The following is a 21,370-nucleotide window of genomic DNA, read 5'->3' on the forward strand; positions in this document are numbered from 1 at the left end:
GATATTAATGAAAATGCTATTATCCTTGATCTTGATAAATTAATTACGAAATTACAAACTAATTCAATTAAAAAATTAAGACGGTAAATTTGAACTAAATTAAGATAAGAAAAGTAGACAGAAAACAAAACTGTCTACTTTTTCATTTCTAAATTTGTATTGAATTTATTATTTTTTTTGCAGTTTCAAAATCTAACCTTTTTCTGAAATGACCTGTTCTTGAAACACCTTTAAATGAAGCTCATAAATAATCACAATGATTCTTTCTTAATTCCTGAATTTTTTTATTGAATGCTTCTATTAATTCTTCATCAACTTCTACATCTTCAATTAACAATTTCACTTTATGTCTGTCAGTAGATTTGACTTGATCATTTGATTTTCATTCAGAATCGTGAAACTTAATATTTGTTTTGTCTTTTGTGTTATCACCTGTATTTATGCAAAGATTTCCTGAAACAACATTAAATCTTATATTTCATTCATTTCTTTGCTTTAGGATTTTTTGTTCCTTATTTCTTAAGTTTCTATAACTATCTATGAACTTATTATTTTCATAAAGTAAGAAGTCGCCATCATTTTTTAGATTATCAAAATAAGCTAAAGCAACAGGGTGCTCAGTATCATTGAAATTTTCCTTGTCTGGTAATAATTGAAAAATAACTAACTTTTCAATTAATTTTTGATCTTCTTTTCTATTACTATTAATAAGTGTTGTAGGAATAATTGCAACTGTGAATCTAACATTGCTTATACATCTATCTAATGATAGTTTGTATAAATCATCGTAATTTTGAAAATCAGCATCTATTTTCATTCTTCTAGCAGAATGCTTTGATAAATATGGGGGATTAGTTACTATTAAATCAAAGTCTTTATAGAATCAATTGTTAATACTGTCGTTTTTCTTTACATTTGAGTTTTTAGGTTCTAAATCAAAAGATTCATACTTCAATTTTTGATTTTTTTCTTGTAAGAATCTAATTAAATTATTAGCACCTGCGAAAGGTTCTAAGATATTTTTATTTCATAACTCATTTTTAGACATAAACTCTTGAAAAACAGAGTTATTTTCAAAAACATTTCTTTCAGTGAAGAATTGTCCGTATTGAATCTTGTTCATATTTCCCATGCACCTTTCTCTAATTTATTTTATTTTTAAAACCAAAATTTAACTCATTTTGTGTATTTAACTATAGTCTCTAATCTTAATTTTATTATAGCATTTTCAATTGCACTAACCTTTTATTCTTAAGTCTATATTGTAATAATTTTAGTAAATATTTATTCATTTAACAACCTTTAATAATCTTGAAAATCGCACTTTAAATAATTCGTACATTTATGTGATATCAACTATTGCACATTGAATTATTTTTAATTTAAAAAGTCACAAAAAAACTACCTTGTTAATTAAAAGGTAGTTTTTCATTTTGGATAAATTATTTTTTATCCATTTTGTCATTAAGTTTAACTAATTCTTTTAAGATTAATTCTTCTGTTGTAGGTTTAGCTGGAGCTTCAACAACTGCTGGTCTTTTGGCAGCTTTGTGAGCAGCAATAGCGTTAGCAATTAAGAAGTATCCTAATAAAATTGCAAACACAACAAATGAAACAATAATGAATGTTAATAATGCAGCTAAGAATTTTCCGTAAAGAACACCATTTGATTCCATTTTTGCTAATTCGTCGAATCCTAATACTTTAGAAATTGGGTTCATAATAATATCGTTTGCTAATGAAGCAACTAAAGCACTGAATACTGCTCCTAAAATGAAAGCAATGGCTAATAATAAAATGTTTCCACGTTTTAAATTGTTTTTAGCATCAACTAATGACTTTTTGAAAATTGAAGGTTTTTTAGACATTTCAATTCCTTTCCAAATTAAGTTTTTTATATATTTTAATTGTTTTGTATTTTAATAAATTAACGACGCTATTATACCCTTTTTTAACTTAATGCAAGCAATAAAAAAATAATGCTAATTTATTTTAGCATCATTTTACTTCTTAATTATCTTGTGAAATAACTTCAACAGCAACGATTGAATCGTTGTCTTTTAAGTTAATAATTTTTACACCTTTAGCATTTCTTCCTGTTTCAGAAATTTGGTTAATTTGAGTTCTTATTGTTGAACCTGATGATGTAATTACTAAAAGCTCATCGTTTGTATTGACAAATCTAGCAAATACTAAGTTTCCAGCTTTGTTACTATCAATACCAGCAACTCCTTTAGAACCTCTTCTTGTTAATCTAAATTGTTCTTTGTCTGTAAGTTTTCCAAAACCTTTTTCACCAAGTGTAAGGATTAATGAACCTTCGCTATCTGATGAAGCTGATACAACTTCTTGATTATCATCAAGTTTAATTCCCTTAACTCCTAATGAATTTCTTGAAAGTGGTCTAATGTCATCAGATTTGAACATACATACATTTCTGTAGTTGTTTGCGATTAATACAGATTCTTCATTTCCGATCACAAATGCTCTAACTAACTGATCACCTTCTTTTAATTTAAATGCAATAAGTCCATTTTTTCTAATGTTTGCAAATAATTTAAGATCAGATTTTTTAAACATACCTTGTTTAGTTACAGTTACTAAATATTGATCATCTGAGAATTTATCAACATTAAGAATTGAGATAATTTTTTCTCCATTTTCGACATCCAGTCCTGAAAGGATGTTTACAAAAGGAACTCCTTTTGATTGTTTTGAACCTTCTGGAATTTGATGTCCTCTTAATGCATAAACTTTACCAATGTTTGAGAATAATAATAAGTTTGTATGTGTTGATGCATGAATAATCATTGCGATATCATCATCTTCGTAAGTTTTCATACTTACTGAACCAACTCCACCTCTACGTTGTGTGTTGTATTCATCTAAGTCAATTCTCTTTACATAACCTTTTGAGCTTGATGTAATAACAATTTCTCTTTCATGGATTAAATCTTCATCTGAAATAACACCAACAGCTGATTCATCAATAACAGTTCTACGTTTGTCATTGAATTTTTCTTTGATTTCTTCAAGTTCTAAAACAATTTGGTTAATTAATTTTTCCTCTGAAGATAAAATGTCTTTATAATGAGCGATTTCAACATTTAATTCACTAATTTCAAGATCCATTTTTTCAATGTTTAATCCTGTTAATCTGCTTAAACGCATTTCAAGGATAGCTTTTGTTTGTCTTTCAGTTAAATTAAATCTACTTGATAATTTTTCTTGAGCTTCAGCATCTGTTTTAGATTGTTTAATTATTTTAACTACTTCATCAATGTTTGATACAGCGATTTTTAATCCAGCTAAAATATGAGCACGTTCTTCTGCTTTATTTAAATCAAATTTAAGTCTTCTTGAAACAACATCTTTTTGGTGTTCGATAAACACTTCAAGAGCTTGTTTTAAGTTTAATGTTTTAGGTTCTCCATTAACAATAGCAACTAAGTTAAAGTTGAATGATGTTTGGATATTTGATTTTTGGAATAACTTGTTTAAAAGAATGTGTGGATTTACACCTTTTTTAACATCGATAACTAAACGAATACCTTCTCTGTTTGATTCATCTCTTAAATCTGTAATTCCTTCAACAACTTTTGCTTTGTGTAATTCAGCAATCTTTTCAATGATTGTAGTTTTTTTAATTGCATAAGGAATTTCTCTAATAATAATTTTTGATTTTCCATTAGGTTGCTCAATAACTTCACATTTTGAACGGACAGGAATACTTCCTCTTCCAGTTTCATATGCTTCTAAAATTCCTTTTGTTCCAAGGATAATTGCACCAGTCGGGAAGTCAGGACCTTTAATGTGTTGCATTAATTCTCTAACTGTAATTTCAGGATTTTTAGCAAGAGCAATAGCTGCATCAATTGATTCACCTAAGTTGTGTGGTGGAATTTCAGTTGCCATACCAACAGCAATCCCTGATGAACCTGAAACAAGTAAGTTAGGAAATCTTGAAGGTAATACTGTAGGTTCCTTTTCACTTCCATCATAGTTATCTACAAAATCAACTGTATCTTTTTTAATTCCTTCTAACATTTCAGAAGCAATTTTAGACATTCTTGCTTCTGTATAACGCATAGCAGCAGCAGAGTCACCATCGATTGATCCGAAGTTACCATGTCCATCTACAAGTGGATAACGCATTGAGAAATCTTGAGCCATACGAACCATAGCTTCATAAACTGATGAATCACCGTGTGGGTGATATTTCCCTAAAACATCCCCTACAATACGAGCTGATTTACGATGTTGTGAACCAGGTGTAATTCCTAATTCTGACATATCGTAAAGAATTCTACGGTGAACCGGTTTAAGTCCATCACGTGCATCTGGAAGAGCACGTGAAACAATAACACTCATAGAGTACTCAAGGAATGATTGCTTCATTTCATTATCAATAACAATTGGAATTAATCCTTCTGTTGGTGACTCAATGATTTGAGATTGAACTTGATATTCATCATTGTTTTGAGGTAATTCTTCCTCTTCTTCAACTTGCTCAACTACTGGTTGTTTTTTCTTGAAGATCATTTTGTTATTTTCTTCATATTCAAATTCTGTATCGTCTGAAGCTTTTAATGTAACATCAATTTCTTCAATTAATTTATTGTCTTTGTCTTTATTGTCTATCATACAAACTCCTAACAGGATATATTTAAATGTAATTTAAATATATTATATATTTTTTACAAATTTATATAACATACATTATTTTACCTTTTACAATAGTGTGCAAGCTTTAAAAGTAAAAAAAACAAAGACTATTTTTTAGCCTTTGGTTTGTTTACTCACGCTTTTAAAGTTTTAACTTCTTTGATTGTAAGTGGTCTATATTTTCCTACAGGAATGTTTTCGACTGTAATTCCACCATATTCAACTCTTTTAAGATTGATAACTTCTTTATCAACTAATTTAAATAATTCCTTAACGTGATGGTAAGTCCCTTGTGTTAAAACAACAAAGTAGCTTTTTGATTCAATGTGAATAACTTGTTGGTTTGAAAATTTTTTGTTAATAATTACAGGTTTGTTTAATTTAGCTAATTCTTTTTTATCAAGCGGTTCATTTAATCTTGCTCTATAAACTCTTACAACTTCATATGATGGGTGCATTAATTTATTAGCTAAATCTCCATCATTTGTAATAATAAGAACTCCGGTTGTATCATAATCTAATCTACCTACAGGAAAAATTTTGTAAGGTGTATCAATTAAATCAGTAACTTTTGCTCTATTGAAATTATCTTTAAGTGTACATACAGTTTTTGGTGGTTTATTTAAAACAAAATAAACTTTTTGTTCTTCTCCATTAATTGGTAATCCATCAACTAAAATGTCATCGCTAAATGAAGCTTTATCACCTAATTTAGCTATATAACCATTAACAGAAATTCTTCCATCTAAAATCATTTGTTCAGCTTCTCTTCTTGAAGCAACTCCTGCTTTAGAGAGAATCTTTTGTAATCTTTCTTGCATTTCCATTAGTTACCTTCTTTCAAATCTATATCTAAAGGTGATTTACCACTTCTGTATTTGTTATATAAAGCAAGTTGCTTATCAGAAAAGACAACTCCCTTGTTAATGTTGTAATCATAAGCATCTTGAACCGCTTGTGAAAATCCTGCTTTTAAATCTTTTAAAGCTAGAGCTCTTACTTTTTGGATACCAGGATACTTTCTTCCTTGACAAATTTTGTCAGCTATATAAACCACAATATCAAGCGGCGTCATATTTTCTCTCATAGATGTGTGATATTTAACCGCGTTTAAAATATCTTCATTTTTAATTCTCAAAGCGTGTTTAAGAATTAAGTAACCTGTGTATTGGTGCAGCATGTGGTTTTCAAAACTATCTAATAATTCAGGTTCATTTTCTTTAATTATCTGCATTGAAACTTCTGGATCAATTTCTTTTGCAATGTCATGAACTAACCCTGCAAAATAAGCGTCTCTAGCAGATAGTCCGTGTGCTTTTGCAAGTGCAACTGCAAATTCAGCACAAGACATAGAGTGCTTTGCTCTAAGTGCTGTAAGTGTATTGAAAATAATTTGCTCTATATATAATCCGTGTTCTGCAATGTAATCTGCAACAACTTCTGGAACAAAGTTTAATTCACCTTTTTTATATAAAGTAGATGATTCGGGTCTAATTGGGTTATTTAAAATTAAAGCATTGTATTTTTTTGCATAAATTTTGTTGAAATTGTTACTTCTTTTGAAAACAACAATTTTTGCAAGCTTACAAATTTCATCAATATTTTTTCATTTATTAAGTGACATTAAGTTGTCTGAACCAATGAGTAAGAATAATTGGTCATTTTTGTATTTGTTTTTAAAGTATTTAAGTGTGTCAATTGTATAACTAACTCCACCACGTTTAACTTCAAAATCAGATACTTCGATTTTATCTTCTTCATCTGTTGCTAATTGAATCATTTTAATCCTGTGCTCACCTGAAGCAGTTTTTTTAGTTGTCTTAAATGGTGATGAATATGCAGGAACAAAAATTAATTTATCTAAATTAAGTTCATTAATTGAATATTTAGCAATTTCTAAATGACCCTTATGAACTGGATCAAATGAACCACCAAAAATCCCTATTTTCATAATACCTACTTTCTGTATAAGCTACCTTGTAACGTGAATTTGCTTTTTTCTTTGTTTACATTTTTATTTACACCAATGTTTGCAAAGTTAATATTTATGTTTTCATACTTTTTAATTTCAGTCGCTTCCTGGAATAATGGAACTGGTATGTAAATATCAAAAACATCTCTAAGCCCTGATATTCTTACACCTATACCAATGTATTCTTTATCCCTGAAGTGTTTATCAAATAAATCAAAAGCAACTCTATGCAAATCTTCGTATGTGTTGATATATTTGGAAATTTTATGTTGCTTTGTATATCATTTTTTCTCTTTGGTTCTGATTAAAACAGAAACTACATTTCCAACCAAATTGTGTTTAATAGCTCTTCCTGAAACTTTTTTAATTAGATCATCAAAGTATTTAATTTTAATTTCTTCATCCATATAGTAATCTTCAAAAGTAATTTCGTTCCCTAACCCTTGAAGTTGTTCTTCGTGATGTTGAATATTTTCATAATAATAAGGTTGTAAATTTTTAAGTATTGTTTCAGCATACTTACCAAATAATGTTTGCATTAGTAACATATTTGTAGATGCTTTATAAAGATCGCCAATTGTTTTTAGTCCCATTGATTCAAGTTTTGGAGCAGACCTTCAACCAATTCCGTGAAATTCACCAATTGGTAAGTGAAAGAATTGATCTTTGAAATTAGCTTCATTAGTAAATCCAATTCCAAATGGTTTTGAAATGTTAGTAGTCATCTTAGCTAAAAATTTGTTGTGAGATATACCGATTGTGATCGGAATATCAAAAACTCTTAAGATTTCTTGTTGAATTTGTCTAGCTAAAAACTTTGGTGAAACTTTTGTTTTATAAACTAAATCAGTTACATCTAAAAAACATTCATCAATTGATGATATATGAATATTTTCAGTATATTTTCTACCTAAAAAACCAAAAATAGAGTTAGATGTACTAATGCATAAATCCATATCAACATCAACGAACACTGTTTCAGGAACTAGTCTTTTGATTTCTTCTTTTTTCATTCCAACACGAACTAATTTTGTGTTTTTTAATTCGTAACTAATAGATACAGCTATTGCATGTGATTTACTTTTGCATATTGCGATTGGTTTTCCTTTGAGTAGTGGATATTTTAATCTTGCCACTGATGCAAAGTAACTATCAAAGTCAATATGGAAAATAATTGGTTTTTTAGTTGTTGTTCTCATCTTGGTAAGCTTTTGTGATTAAAAGAGCACAATTAACTCTATTTAAGTGTGATTTAACATTATAGAAAACTCAAAGGTTTTCTAATTTTGTAATTTGCTCATCGCTTAATTGTTCTTGATTAACAAACTTTTCAAAAAGCGAAATAAGATTTGATATTTCTTCTTTAGTTTTGTTTTTGATTAAACTTAAGAACATATCAGTTGAAGCAACAAAAATTGCACATCCAATTCCGTTAAAGTTTGCTTCTTTAATTTTGTCATTTTCTCATTGAATGTCTAATTGAACTTTGTCAGAACAAGTATTACTGTAATGGGTTTGAAATTTATCATCTAAATCTTTTTTGTTAACTGGGTTTTTGTAATGCTCCATAATCATTTCACGAGCTTCATTTTGATTAAAACGCATAAAAGTCACCTCCATTTTTTAACTCTTTAATAAGTTTGTCAATATCTTCATATGAATTGTAAATTCCAAGTGAAATTCTTAAAAATGAATAATTATCTTGAATGTTTCTTAAATAAGGAGCACAGAAAATTCCTGCTATTGTGTAAATTCCTTTTGAGCCTAAATAAGTAGCAACATCTTGAGGATTAATTCCCTTTACATTAATAAGTGCAATGTTGTCACCTGGTTTTGAGAAAACTTCAATATTGTCTAATGTAGCTAATTGATTGTGTAAGTAAGTTGATAAATCCTTAAGAATTTCTTGAGTTTTTTCATATCCAATTGAGTTGAAAAAATCAAGTGATTTATCAAACATAAAGAAACCACCTAAATCAGGTGTTCCTGGTTCAAATCTTGAAATTGTCTTTTTAATAGTTCAATTATTATCTTTACCAATTGCGTCAACTGAACCACCACCAAATTTAACTGGTCTAAATTGTGAAAGTAATGTATCTTTAATTGCTAAGACACCCATTCCTGTTGGTCCATAAAATTTATTTGTGCTGAATGCTATTGCATCAAAATCATTTAAGGAAGTTTTTTTATGACTAATAGCTTGTGCTGCATCAGCTAAAATTACAATATTTTTTTCTTTTGCTATCTTACAAATTGCATTAATATCTAATGAAATATTAAAGTTGTTAGTTTCGTTAGAAAATGAAATGAGTTTAGTTTTCTCATTAATGTCGCTTAAAATGTCATTTGACATAACAACTTTTGAATTTGTTTTTTTAGCAATTTCTAATCAAGGAATAATGTTTGAAGAGTGATTGTAAGAACTTAATAAAATTTCATCACCATCTTTTAGAATTTGTCCCATCATTTGTGCAAACATATTAATTGATTCAGTTGTTCCTGACGTGAATATAACTTCCGTTTCTTTTGCATCGATTAAATCAGCAACTTTTGAACGAACTCTTGAAATTGTTTGATTAACTTCACTACCGATTGGTGTATCTGCTGTACGTGATGAAATTGATTTATTAGAATAAAAATCAACTAAAGCATCAACTGCAGTTTGAGGTTTTAAAACTAAGGCAGCTGAATCAAAATAAACAATAGACTTTAAGATTGGAAATTGTTCTCTAATTTCTTTATTTTTCATTAAAGCACCTTCTTTAGAATAGAACGTAAAACAGTGTTGTAATTTGGCAATTTTTGAAACTCATCTAAAAAGTCATAGTAGTATGTTCTTTTAACTTTATTAACTAAAAGATCAAACTCGTGTTTAGTTTCTTTTTTTGATAATGACTTATTGTTAACTAACTTAATTTGGTTATTTTCTAAATACTCAATATCAAAAGTCAAATTATCAATGTTGTAATATTTAGCAATTAGTTGATAGAACATAAAATGATAAAAGTTGCTAATCATTTGCTTTTGAGCATCGGTTGTATTTTCTTCAAATTCAATGCGACTTAAAAACTTATCAATAAGTTCATTAAGTGTATTTGAAGAAATACTCATTTCTTTTTTACTGTAAGCCGAATTATCTGCTTGCTTTTTGATTAACTTGTAGTTTGCGAACTGCTCAATTGTAAAATAAAATTGCTTGATAATCTTTTTTAGATGTGAGTTGTATGCAATTACAAATTTAAGATTGTTAATTTTGATTGATGACATTATTTTGCTTTATCCATTAACTGAATTAATTTGTAATAGTTTTCTAAAATACCATTAACAAACTTGTAGTAGCTTTCTTCTTGTGTCACGTTTGATTGGTCTAATGCTGGTGGGAAGAACATTTTTGTAATTTCAACTGACTCATTGAAAACAATTTTCGGTTGATTATTGAACAACTCAAAAGCACCGTTTAAAATGATTGCTCTAACAACTGGAGAAAGCCTTTCTCAACTTCAGTCACTATTTAAAAGCGATGATAAAGTCTTTCTTAAAAACTTGTAGTTAGATGCGATTAAACTTAATCTTTTTGTTTCTTCAATATCAATAAAATCAAATTCAGTAACTACAGCAGGGACATCGATTGCTTCATTTAAAAGTTCGTATTTGTAAAGAACTTGAATAACATTTAATCTGATTTCTCTTCTTGATTTTTTATTACTCATAAAATACTCCTTAAATATTTTTTTAATTATATTAAAAAAATGTTTTTGTGTATTTTGCTTTTAGTTCTATGTCATAGAAAGTTTAAAAAATATCTAACTTTTAGTTAGATATATTTAACAGTTTTTTTTGCTTCAATCTTGTTTTTGATTAATTCAAGAAGTGAGAATAAAGTAGATAAAATAAGTACATAAATTGGAATTGAAATTAAGGTTCTGAATATGATTGGTATCATAATTATTAGATAATTATTCCCTACTGTGTAATTACGTTTTAAGAATAAGTTTGCATAATTAATGAAGACATAAGGTCCATAAATTCATCTACATACAATCATAACAATTAGAACAATTCCGATAATCATAAATAAGTTTATGAAATGACTTGCGATTCTCTTATTTTGATCTTGTTTTGTGTACACATAGAGCATTATGAACAATAGAACAAAAGTTAGAATAAATGAAATTGCAATTATTATGTATAAAGTCGCATCTGTAAGAGCACCAACTCCAAAAATTTTGCTGATTTTAAGACCCTCAATTAAGTTAGTTTTTTTATTTTTAACAAAGAATTTTGGATTATCTGAATTCGATACTAAAATAATTGTCAGGAAGGTAGAAAAGAGTGAAATAAGTACCGTTACAAAAGTTGCAATAACCGCTTTTATTGACTTTGTTTTATACATAAAAATGAATAGTTTTGTAATCAATACAACTGCAATCGGCACTATTGCATACATTCAGTATCAAGATCAAATTCCACCATTAAATAATAGTGCAAAAAAGTCTGACGCAACTCCTAAAAGTGCTGCTTTATAAGTTGTAAAAAAGATTGCATAGATAATATAAAACACATATTCAAAATTTAATCCAACTTTTGAAAGCGCTGTAAATTTAACAAGTGTCTGAACTATTAAAAATAGTCCCATTGTTATTCCGGCAATTGACATTTCATAAACATCGAATTTAAATTCAACATTTTTGAATCTTGAAAACTTGTTTTCAGATTCTAAATTGATTAAATAAATTAATTCATCAACTTTTTCAATCGAATTTCTTCCCTTATCTGAAAGGTATAAGGTGTTTATAAAGAAAATTTTGTAAAAAACATCAACAGGTGGTATTACTGCTGTTATATAAAGCAAATTAATAAGATGCTTTTTATTACTTAATACAAAATGCATTCTCGGGTCAAGGGTGTAATAACCATTTTTAACTTTTTTAGCTATCTCACTAGCATCGTAGAGTGATTTAAGAGAATAAATAACTCAAATTATTGGAGCAAAAATTAAGTATGTATACCATTGATTATTCTCAACTACATTTGATTTTCCAAAAATTGCTAAAACAACAAATGTAACAATTATTAAAAAGGTTATTATTTGAGAAATTGATTTAATTATCATCTTTTTATTTAAAAGACTTCTAAATAAATCATTGATATATCAATGATTACTTTTATATTCTAATGTTTTAATAAATTTTTGGCTTAATAGTTCTTTGTCGTCATATATTTTTGTCGTCATATATTTTTATATTATAAGTAATAAGCAAATTTTAGTAAGTAAAAAAGATAAAAAACAACTCCCAAAAGGGAGCTGTCTTTCATAACAAAAAAACAAATGAGGTCAGCGATTTCTCGCTGATATGGAGCGAGTGAAGGGAATCGAACCCTCACAGTCAGCTTGGAAGGCTGAAGTTCTACCATTAAACTACACTCGCATTCGTTATTGGTGTAAATATTATAACACACAATTAATTTTTTATAACGAAATTTTTTAATTTTTTATTTTCTCGCACAAAGCAAAGCAACATCTGGCGCGCCCGACAAGACTCGAACTCGTAACCTTTAGGGCCGTAACCTAACGCTCTGTCCAATTGAGCTACGGGCGCATTTATGGAGGCACCAACGGGATTCGAACCCGTAATCAAAGTTTTGCAGACTCATGCCTTGGCCGTTTGGCTATGGTGCCTTGTGCTAACTTATTATAGTATATTTTTTATACTATGAAAATTTTTTTATTAAATTTTTAAACAATTTAATGCACTATTTATAAATCTGATAAAAACATATATTTATTAACAATAAATATAGAAATAAATTGGTTTTATTAAGTTTTTTTAATTACAAAAGCAAATAAAAACACCATAGTTTGCACTATAGTGTCCTAATATCTATATAAATTATTCTTCAACTACTTCAGCAACATCTTCATCAGAGTTATTTTGTGATGCTTGTTGTGTATTTTGAGCATTTTGTTGAGCTGATGCATTAGCGAAGTTTCTGATAACTTCTTCAACTTGGTCTAATTTTGTTTTAAGAGCAGGAATATCTTTTTTGTTAATTAATTCTTGTAATTCACTAATTAATTTTTCAGATTCTGCTTTAGCTTTTTCATCTAATTTGTCACCTTGTTCTGCGTTAGCTTTCTTAATTTGGTCAATTAATGATTCAGCTCTAACGATTGTTTCAGCTTCTTCTTTACGTTTTTTGTCAGCTTCTTTGTTTAATTCAGCTTCTTTAATCATTCTTTCAATTTCTGCTTCTGATAATTTTGAAGAGTTTTGAATTGTGATTGATTGTTCTTTATTTGTTTTAACGTCTTTAGCTTTAACTGTTGTAATACCATTAACATCAATTGAGAAGCTAACTTCGATTTGAGGAATTCCTCTAGGAGCTGGTTCAATACCTGAAAGGTTGAATTGTCCTAATAATTTGTTATCTGAAGCCATTTCTCTTTCACCTTGAACAACTGTAATCGTAACTTCTGTTTGGTTATCTGCAGCTGTTGAGAAGATTTGAGATTTTGTAACTGGGATTGTTGTATTTCTTGGGATAAGTGGTGTAGCAATACCTCCAAGTGTTTCAATACCTAATGTTAATGGTGTAACATCAAGTAATAAAATGTCATCAATGTCTCCTGCTAAAACAGCACCTTGAATAGCAGCACCAATTGAAACAACTTCATCCGGGTTGATTGAACGGTTAGGCTCTTTACCTAATGTTCTTTTTACCATTTCTTGAACAGCTGGCATTCTTGTTGATCCACCAACTAATAATACTTCGTGTAAGTCGTTAGCTGTAATTCCAGCTTCTTTTAAAGCATCTTCAATAGGTTTTCTTGTTCTATCTAATAAGTTAGCTGTCATAGCTTCGAATTCGCTACGTTTTAATTCTAATTCAACGTTTAATGGTCCGTTTGGTGTGATTGCTAAGAATGGTAAGTTAATAGCAGCTGTTGATTGGTTTGATAAGTCAATCTTTGCTTTTTCAGCTGTTTCTTTTAATCTTGACATAGCCATTTTGTCGCTTCTTACATCAAAATCGTATTTTGATTTAATTTGTGAAATCATTCATTCAACAATAGCGTGATCTCAGTCATCTCCACCTAAGTGGTTGTCTCCTGAAGTTGATAAAACTTCAAATGTTCCGTTTTCTAATTCAAGAACAGAAACATCAAATGTTCCTCCTCCTAAGTCATAAACAAGAACTTTCATTGATTTATCAGTTTTTTCTAAACCGAATGCAAGTGCAGCTGCAGTAGGTTCATTGATAATTCTAAGAACATCTAATCCAGCAATTTTACCTGCGATTTTTGTAGCTTCACGTTGAGCATTGTCAAAGTAAGCTGGAACTGTAATAACAGCTTTAGTTACTTTTTTACCTAATTTAGCTTCTGCATAATCTTTCATATATTGTAAGATCATTGCTGAAATTTCTTCAGGTTTGTAATCTTTTCCATTTAGTTTAACTGTTTTATCTGTTCCCATTAATCTTTTAATAGAAACAACTGTGTTTGGGTTTGTTTCAACTTGTCTTTTAGCAGCATCTCCGACAATAATTTCATCTCCTTTAAATGCAACTACTGATGGAGTTGTTCTTTTCCCATTAGGGTTTTCTAAAACAACAGGTTGTTTATTTTCAATAACAGTAACAACAGAGTTTGTTGTACCTAAGTCAATTCCTAATACTATTTCTTTAGCCATATTTAATCTCCTTTTGCAATAAAATGTTTTTTCGTCCTCTTTTTAATTGAGTATATTATAACAGAAATTTAGCAAAACAATAATTTATTTGCTAAATTTTTTTATTTTATTTTTGAGATAACAACTGATGCAGGCTTAACTACTCTATCACCAATTTTTAAACCATATCTAACTACTCTTATAATAGAATTGTCAGCTTTATTATTATCGTGTTCGATTTGAACAACTTCTTGAGTGTGAGCATCAAATTCAGAACCTACAATTGGGTCAATTAATTGAGCACCATTTTCGTTAAATAGATTTTCAAATTGTTTTGCAACAATCGAAAATCCAAAGCAGTAGTTTTTAACAACTTCATTATCTGAATTTAAACCAGCATTCATAGCTCCCATATAATTGTTATATGGTTCCATAAATTCTTCTAAAAACTTAGATAATGCATATTTTTTGTTTTCTAAAACTTCTTGTTTTTTTGCTTCATTAGTTTTTGTAACTAATTCTTCATATTTTTGCTTGAAGTTTCCATCTAATTCTTGAAGTTTTAATTTGTATGTATATTGATCTAATTGAATTTTGTTTTCTAATTCTTTAACTTTTGCATTTAAAGAAGTAATTTGTGAAGATAATTGGATTTTTTCTGCATTAAGTTTTTCAATTTCTGCAGCTAATAATTCTTTCTCTTTATCATTAGCTTTTGATTCTTCTTTTTTAATGTGTGAAATCTGAAGTTTTATGTCTTTTAAATTAACATAAGCTTTTTTACCACGGAAGTCTTTAAAAATGTAATCACTTGGAAACACTAATTTGATAGTTAATTTTTTATTAAATTTTTGACCAATTAAATATTTGTCAAAATCAGGTAAGTATTCATTTTTACCAACTGTGATTGTTTTTTTACCTTTAAATTCAATAATTTCTTTTGAATCTAAGAAAAGCTCAAATTCAGCAGTAATTTTATTACCCTCAAAAATCTTTCCCTTTGTTAAATAATTATTCATTTTTCTCCTCTTTTACTCCTAATTTTTACAGCAAGATTATTTTTTCTTATTGCTTAAAATTCTTTCTAACATTGCAAGTGCAGTCTTCATATCATCATATTTTGAAGTAGTAGCACCTACTATAGCAATTTCAGTGATTTGATTATGATTGCTAATTTTCTTTGACATATATGTTCCTGAATTATCAATTTGAATTCTTATGTTTTCCTCATCTTCAATTTGAGATTCAATACTTTCTCAAATTGAGTGATTTTCAATCAACTCAATCATTTTTGAAAGGTCTTCTCTTTGAATATTTTGACTCAAGATAATGTTATTTTTCCCATAAACATTATTTTTATTTCTTGTTCTAGTCTTGAAGTTGCCAAAAACATTTCTAACAAATGAGTTGATAAGCTCTTGATATTTTTGAACTGCTTCTTTTAAAATAGGTTCTAAAATTGCGACAGTTTCAGGAATTTCACAAAGTGGTTTATCAACTAATCTTTCTTTGAAAATTCTTACTGCTGTTTTAACATCAGTCATTTTAAATTCGTTATTTTCAATATTTAAAATTCTTGAAAATACATCACCATTTGATGTAACTAATACAATTGTTGCTTTTGTAGGTGACAATACAACTAAATCAATACTTTTAAGAAGTGTTTGATCATCGATATTATTAGTTGTAATCATTGTATAACCTGACATATCTGCAATAATTTGAGCTGCTTTTTCGACTGTATTATCAATATCAACTTTTTTGTTTGCTAATATAGCTTCAATTTTGTTTTCAAATTCAGATGTCTGTGGTTTAGCAAGATATTTAGCATAATAATTAAGACCTAATAAAGTAGGAATTCTTCCACTTGTTCCTGACTCTTTTATAAGGTAACCTAACTCTTCAAGCTCACCTAAAATGTATCTCATTTTAGCACTTGAAAAATCTAATTCAGGATGTACCTTACTATATTTTTCAACTAAATATGCGCTACTTACAGCGTTTCCTGTTTCAATGTAAGCTTGAACTGTAGATCTTAAAACTGGTTCATGTTTTGGTTTTAATCTTGTGTAATCTGAAGTTTCTTTTTTTGTTTCCATAGAAAATATTTTAGCATAAGTTAGCAAAAAACAAAGCTAATTGCTAAAATTATTTACAAGATTAATTCTTCTTTATTTTAATAAAGAAGTCTTTTGCTAAATTAACAATTAACTTTGTTTTTTAATTACATAATAGATAGCATTATCACTAAAATCTAATGCATTTTTGGTTTCTTTTCCTAAACTATCTCTATGTGCATATTTATAAATTTGTTTAATTCCAGCTTCATTTAAAAGCGACATAATTTCATCAAAATCATAATAAGATAAAACTCCTTTTTGTCCTTCTTGATAGTAGATAAAGTCACCTTTATCTCAGTTAGAAATATTTTTAAACTTAATTTCTTTTTCTTGCTGCTTAATTAATTTTTCTCTATTAATATCACCTTTAGCTTCGTGAGCGCTAAAAACTATGTATCCATTTGGTTTTAGTGCAGCATAAGCATTTTTTAATGCATTAATTTTATTAATTCTATAAGGAATGCACATTAGTGAATTGAATGTGAAGATCATAAAATCGTATTGCTTTTGATATTTATAATTTGATAAATCAACTTCATAAAAATTCACATTTATGTTAGTTTTGTTTGAATGATTTTGAGTTAAATATTCTTTAGCTTTTTTAATTGAATTTTTACTAATATCATAGCCGTCAAGGTTCAAAAATCCTAAATCAAGTGCTCCAAATATAAAACGTCCAGTACCTGTTCCTAAATCTGCAATGTTTGCAGTTTTAGGAATATTTAGATTTTTTAGTCAATATTTTTCAGCATTTAAAATACCAACATTTTCAATAGCTTCAAAATAATGTTTCAGTGAACTATCAGTATCATAAACTGAAGTTAACTCATTAACAGACATAGTAATAGTTTGTGAATTTTTCATAAAGCAATTATATTAAAAGTTAGATTATCACGCTCGATTTTTAGACTAATTCATAAGCTGCACAAAGATAAAAAGCTAATATTTAATTTACAAAATTAAATAAATACACTTTTTTAAAAAAAGTATAATATATAAGCAATTTATAAATAGCTTTATAAATTATCAAAAGTTTAGTTTAGATATAGAAAGGAAGCAAAATTATGAAAAAAGTTGCTATTAACGGATTTGGAAGAATCGGAAGATTATTCTTACGTAGATTATTACAAACAAACTCAAAAGATATGCAAGTTGTTGCTGTTAACGACTTAACAGATCCAGCTACATTAGCTCACTTATTAAAATACGATACAGCATACCACACATTACCAGTTGATGTTGAAGTTAAAGAAGGTGCTATTGTTGTTAATGGAAATGAAATTAAAGTTTTATCAGAAAGAGACCCTGAAAACTTACCTTGAGCAGAATTAGGAATTGACCTTGTTGTTGAATCAACAGGATTCTTCACAAAACGTGAAGGTGCAGAAAAACACTTAAAAGCAGGTGCTAAAAAAGTTGTTGTTTCAGCTCCATCAGATAAAGATGTTAAAACAATCGTTTACAACGTAAACCACAACATCTTAACAAGCGAAGACAAATTAATCTCAGCTGCTTCATGTACAACAAACTGTTTAGCTCCAGTTGTTAAAGTTTTAGTTGATAACTTCGGAATTAAAAGTGGTTTCATGACAACAGTTCACGCTTACACAGCTGACCAAAGATTACAAGATGCTCCTCACAAAGACTTAAGAAGAGCACGTGCAGCAGCACAAAACATTGTTCCTACATCTACAGGAGCAGCAAAAGCTATCGGATTAGTAGTTCCAGAAGCTACAGGTGTTTTAAGTGGTTCAGCTCTTAGAGTTCCTACAATTACAGGTTCAGTAGTAGACTTAACAGTTGTTTTAGACAAACAGCCAACAGTTGAAGAATTAAACGCAGCTGTTAAAGCAGCAGCAAGTGAAACATTATTATATACAGAAGCTCCATTAGTATCTTCTGATATCATTGGTGCTACATATGGTTCAATCTTTGACGCTCAATTAACAGATGTTTTAGAAACAGAAAATGGAAGACTTTACAAAGTTATTTCATGATATGACAACGAAATGTCATACGTTTCACAATTAGTTAGAACAGTAGAACACTTCGCTAAATTATAATAATCAATGACACAGCTATACAGCTGTGTTTTTTGTTACTCATCTCAAAAACTTAATATAATTAATATATTAATCATATTAAGGAGAAAATATGCCTTTTACATTAATCGCAATTTCTGTGATTGAAGTTATCTTAGGTTGATTTGTTATTTTCGAAAAATCTGGTCTTTTATTTTACAAATCACTTCTAAAATTAACTAATGCAAAAATTGAACAACTTAAAACTTGAAATAAACAAAACAAAGTGGTAAACATAAAATACCTTGAAGGTAAAGATTATCTATTGAAAACTATCCAAAACAAGGTTATTATCCCTGCAATAGTTTTATTTTTCGTTCACATAGTTTTATATGTTGTTTTATTTTTAGAACTATTTTTACTACCTGGTAATGATCGTTTTAATGAAACATATAAAATATTATCCCCGATAGTTGTTATACCAATTAGTTATTTACAATTCTTTTCATTGTTTATTATTCCTTACTTTTTTGTGTTCAAGAAAAGGTTAAATGATGAATTCAAAAAAGCTAAGAAAGTTAGATTTAGTCCTAATGTAGAAATGTTTGAAGGGGTTGAATTAACTGAACCACAAATGTCTGACATAAACTTATTCAAATTTAATGATAAAAACCTTAGATTAATTATTTGAAAACCTTTTGTTTTCTATGGTAAAGCTGAATCATTTGGTTCAATTTTCCCTATTAATATAGCTTCAAGAAAAATGAAAAACAGAGCTGACATCGAAAAATTAACATACTTCTTATTAAACTTCGATTCAATCGGAGATTGGCTTAAATCAGAAGATAAGCAAGTTTATGTTAAAGTATATAGAGCATTATTTGAAACTCAAAATTTCTTATAAATTAAACTATAAAACTACTTTTAAAGCTTACTCACTAGCTTAAAAGTAGTTTTTCTTATTATCAAGTTAACTGAAAATACTTTTTATTTTCTTTAAGTTCATAAGTTGTAAAAAATAATATAATATTAAAATATTATATTATTAGGAGGGTTAAATGATATATGACAAGTTTGTCAACGTAGGTAAATATGATTATGGCAATAGTAGCTTAAGTAAATCAATGAATTTAATTAATTCATATGATTTTGATAATTTACCATATGGTGTAACTAATATTGATGAAAATATTAGAATAGTTAAACTTAATTACACACCATTTTATAACCATTTATTTGGTGAAATTCATAATAACACTATTGATATTCATATTAATTTACTTGATACAAAAGAAGTTGTTTATTATGATTTAAATCCAAATAATGTAAACAATGAAATTTTGAATGAAAATAAAGATAATGATGTTAAGTTCGTTCAAATGAATTCATACGATAATAAATTAATGTTAAACAAAAATGAGTTTGTTCTTTTCTTTGAGAATGAAACACATATGTTTGATTTATTAGACAAAAATAGTCCAAAAGACAAGATAATAATTAAAATTAAGACCAATAATTAATTAGGAGAAATTTATGTACTCAATTAAAAAAATATTATTAAGACCTGAGTTTTTTGACGGTTGAACTGATGTAACTATTAAAGGGTGAGTTTCATCAAACAGAGGAAATAAAAAAATTCGTTTCATTGAAGTAAACGATGGTTCAACTATTTCAAACTTGCAAGTTGTCTTCAAAGGCGAAGCTTTTGATTTTGACTTATTAGACCAAACTAAACCTGGTTCAGCAATCATTATTAAAGGTTCATTGCATGCAACACCAAATGCACCTCAACCAATTGAATTAGTAGCTACAGAAGTTACAGTAAAAAAAGTTGATGAAGATTATCCAATTCAAAACCAAGAAATCAACCTTGAAACATTAAGAGAAATTCCACACTTAAGACACAGAACAAACTTAATTAAAGCAATTATGCTTGTTAGATCAACGTTAGCTCACGAAATCCACAAGTACTTCATTTCAAAAGAATTCTTCTTAATGGCTTCTCCAATTATTACAAGTAACGATGGAGAGGGAGCTGGAGAAACTTTTATAGTTTCAGATAACGAATCAAAAGATCCATTCTTTGGAAAATCTAAGAAAGCTACATTAGGTGTTACCGGACAATTACACGGTGAAAGTTACGCAGTTGGAATGAACAAAATTTATACTTTTGCACCTACATTTAGAGCAGAAAACTCAAACACAAAAAGACACTTAGCAGAATTCTGAATGATTGAACCTGAAGTTGCATTCTACAACTTATTTGATGTTATTCATTTAGCAGACGATATGCTTAAAGTTGTTGTAAGAAACACATTAGCTAAAAACAAAACTGAAATTGAATATTTAGATAAAGTAACAAACAATGGTTTAATCAAAAGATTAGAACACTTTGTTGAAACACCTTTAAAAATCATTGATTATAAAGAAGCAATCGAAGAACTTAAAAAAGTTGCAGATACATTTGAAAACAAGGATATTTACTTCGGTTTAGATTTAGCTTCAGAACACGAAAAATACTTAACAGATAAGCTTTATAAAGCACCGGTTGCAGTAATTAACTTCCCTAAAGATTTCAAAGCATTCTATATGAAACAAAACGAAGATGGTAAAACAGTTGCAGCATTTGACTTATTAGTACCTGGTGTAGGAGAAATGATTGGTGGTTCTGAACGTGAATCTGATTATGATAAATTAGTTACACGTGTAAAAGAATTAGGTATTGACCAAGAAGACTTACAATGATACTTAGACTTACGTAGATTTGGGCACATGTTAACTTCAGGATTTGGAATTGGATTTGAAAGATTAGTTATGTATGTCACTGGTACAGAAAACATTAGAGAAACAATTCCATACCCAAGAGCAAACGGAAGCATCAAAATGTAATTTAAACACTCTTTATGAGTGTTTTTATTT

General features: G+C 28.4%; 19 protein-coding genes and 3 tRNA genes. 4 read left to right on the forward strand and 18 right to left on the reverse strand.

Annotation, left to right across the window (positions count from 1 at the left end):
* Positions 1 to 148 precede the first annotated feature (148 nt).
* The 18 genes from ACMZI9_RS01790 to ACMZI9_RS01875 all read right to left on the reverse strand — a co-directional run bounded on the left by ACMZI9_RS01790 (position 149) and on the right by ACMZI9_RS01875 (position 17,294).
* On the reverse strand, positions 149 to 1,123 hold the full coding sequence (locus ACMZI9_RS01790) for an Eco57I restriction-modification methylase domain-containing protein (protein WP_416099134.1): 975 nt from the start codon (positions 1,121 to 1,123) through the stop codon (positions 149 to 151).
* 319 nt (positions 1,124 to 1,442) lie between these two features.
* Positions 1,443 to 1,868 (reverse strand): MscL family protein, encoded by a 426-nt coding sequence (locus ACMZI9_RS01795; protein ID WP_257088799.1) that lies wholly within the window; start codon positions 1,866 to 1,868, stop codon positions 1,443 to 1,445.
* A 142-nt stretch (positions 1,869 to 2,010) separates the two neighbouring features.
* A complete protein-coding gene (gene gyrA, locus ACMZI9_RS01800; RefSeq protein ID WP_416099159.1) occupies positions 2,011 to 4,449 on the reverse strand; it encodes a DNA gyrase subunit A in 2,439 nt (812 codons plus the stop codon).
* Between the two features lie 323 nt (positions 4,450 to 4,772).
* The gene (locus ACMZI9_RS01805; protein WP_416099135.1) at positions 4,773 to 5,492 is read right to left on the reverse strand and encodes a pseudouridine synthase; all 720 of its coding nucleotides are present in this window, start codon (positions 5,490 to 5,492) and stop codon (positions 4,773 to 4,775) included.
* Positions 5,492 to 6,616 (reverse strand): nicotinate-nucleotide adenylyltransferase, encoded by a 1,125-nt coding sequence (locus ACMZI9_RS01810; RefSeq protein ID WP_416099136.1) that lies wholly within the window; start codon positions 6,614 to 6,616, stop codon positions 5,492 to 5,494. The genes ACMZI9_RS01805 and ACMZI9_RS01810 overlap by 1 nt, the downstream gene beginning before the upstream one ends.
* Before the next feature lie 5 nt (positions 6,617 to 6,621).
* Positions 6,622 to 7,836, reverse strand: coding sequence for a Y-family DNA polymerase (locus ACMZI9_RS01815; protein ID WP_416099137.1), 1,215 nt, complete (start codon positions 7,834 to 7,836; stop codon positions 6,622 to 6,624).
* Positions 7,820 to 8,242: a Fe-S cluster assembly sulfur transfer protein SufU gene (gene sufU / locus ACMZI9_RS01820; RefSeq protein ID WP_323189066.1), complete on the reverse strand. Its 423-nt coding sequence runs from the start codon at positions 8,240 to 8,242 to the stop codon at positions 7,820 to 7,822. Before sufU ends, ACMZI9_RS01815 begins: the two co-directional genes overlap by 17 nt.
* Positions 8,232 to 9,386: an aminotransferase class V-fold PLP-dependent enzyme gene (locus ACMZI9_RS01825; RefSeq protein ID WP_416099138.1), complete on the reverse strand. Its 1,155-nt coding sequence runs from the start codon at positions 9,384 to 9,386 to the stop codon at positions 8,232 to 8,234. The genes sufU and ACMZI9_RS01825 overlap by 11 nt, the downstream gene beginning before the upstream one ends.
* Positions 9,386 to 9,904: a hypothetical protein gene (locus tag ACMZI9_RS01830; RefSeq protein ID WP_416099139.1), complete on the reverse strand. Its 519-nt coding sequence runs from the start codon at positions 9,902 to 9,904 to the stop codon at positions 9,386 to 9,388. The genes ACMZI9_RS01825 and ACMZI9_RS01830 overlap by 1 nt, the downstream gene beginning before the upstream one ends.
* Complete coding sequence (locus ACMZI9_RS01835; protein WP_416099140.1) at positions 9,904 to 10,347, reverse strand: transcription antitermination protein NusB; 444 nt, start codon at positions 10,345 to 10,347, stop codon at positions 9,904 to 9,906. The genes ACMZI9_RS01830 and ACMZI9_RS01835 overlap by 1 nt, the downstream gene beginning before the upstream one ends.
* Positions 10,348 to 10,451: 104 nt before the next feature.
* Entirely contained in the window at positions 10,452 to 11,870 is a 1,419-nt protein-coding gene (locus ACMZI9_RS01840; protein WP_416099141.1) for a hypothetical protein, read from the reverse strand.
* A 122-nt stretch (positions 11,871 to 11,992) separates the two neighbouring features.
* Positions 11,993 to 12,066: transfer RNA gene (locus tag ACMZI9_RS01845), tRNA-Gly, on the reverse strand.
* 94 nt (positions 12,067 to 12,160) lie between these two features.
* Positions 12,161 to 12,237 (reverse strand) — tRNA-Arg (locus ACMZI9_RS01850).
* A gap of 5 nt (positions 12,238 to 12,242) precedes the next feature.
* Positions 12,243 to 12,317, reverse strand: a tRNA-Cys gene (locus tag ACMZI9_RS01855).
* A gap of 211 nt (positions 12,318 to 12,528) precedes the next feature.
* Positions 12,529 to 14,331 carry a molecular chaperone DnaK gene (gene dnaK / locus ACMZI9_RS01860; RefSeq protein WP_257088817.1) on the reverse strand — a complete coding sequence of 601 codons (1,803 nt, stop codon included), beginning with the start codon at positions 14,329 to 14,331 and terminating at the stop codon, positions 12,529 to 12,531.
* 101 nt (positions 14,332 to 14,432) lie between these two features.
* Positions 14,433 to 15,329, reverse strand: coding sequence for a nucleotide exchange factor GrpE (grpE, locus tag ACMZI9_RS01865; protein WP_416099142.1), 897 nt, complete (start codon positions 15,327 to 15,329; stop codon positions 14,433 to 14,435).
* Positions 15,330 to 15,365: 36 nt separating this feature from the next.
* Positions 15,366 to 16,409: a heat-inducible transcriptional repressor HrcA gene (locus ACMZI9_RS01870; RefSeq protein ID WP_323176531.1), complete on the reverse strand. Its 1,044-nt coding sequence runs from the start codon at positions 16,407 to 16,409 to the stop codon at positions 15,366 to 15,368.
* 108 nt (positions 16,410 to 16,517) lie between these two features.
* Positions 16,518 to 17,294 (reverse strand): class I SAM-dependent methyltransferase, encoded by a 777-nt coding sequence (locus ACMZI9_RS01875; RefSeq protein WP_416099143.1) that lies wholly within the window; start codon positions 17,292 to 17,294, stop codon positions 16,518 to 16,520.
* 197 nt (positions 17,295 to 17,491) lie between these two features.
* Here ACMZI9_RS01875 and gap point away from each other — a divergent pair, with 197 nt between their 5' ends.
* The 4 genes from gap (at position 17,492) to asnS (ending at position 21,340) form a co-directional block, all read left to right on the forward strand.
* A complete protein-coding gene (gene gap / locus ACMZI9_RS01880) occupies positions 17,492 to 18,493 on the forward strand; it encodes a type I glyceraldehyde-3-phosphate dehydrogenase (RefSeq protein ID WP_323188493.1) in 1,002 nt (333 codons plus the stop codon).
* 91 nt (positions 18,494 to 18,584) lie between these two features.
* A complete protein-coding gene (locus ACMZI9_RS01885) occupies positions 18,585 to 19,355 on the forward strand; it encodes a hypothetical protein (protein WP_416099144.1) in 771 nt (256 codons plus the stop codon).
* A 154-nt stretch (positions 19,356 to 19,509) separates the two neighbouring features.
* Positions 19,510 to 19,971, forward strand: coding sequence for a YhcH/YjgK/YiaL family protein (locus ACMZI9_RS01890; protein ID WP_416099145.1), 462 nt, complete (start codon positions 19,510 to 19,512; stop codon positions 19,969 to 19,971).
* A 13-nt stretch (positions 19,972 to 19,984) separates the two neighbouring features.
* Positions 19,985 to 21,340: an asparagine--tRNA ligase gene (asnS, locus tag ACMZI9_RS01895; RefSeq protein ID WP_416099146.1), complete on the forward strand. Its 1,356-nt coding sequence runs from the start codon at positions 19,985 to 19,987 to the stop codon at positions 21,338 to 21,340.
* The last annotated feature ends 30 nt before the right edge of the window (positions 21,341 to 21,370 follow it).

It is taken from the genome of Mycoplasma sp. 4079 (assembly GCF_047785185.1).
Lineage (GTDB): Bacteria > Bacillota_I > Bacilli_A > Mycoplasmatales > Metamycoplasmataceae > Mycoplasmopsis.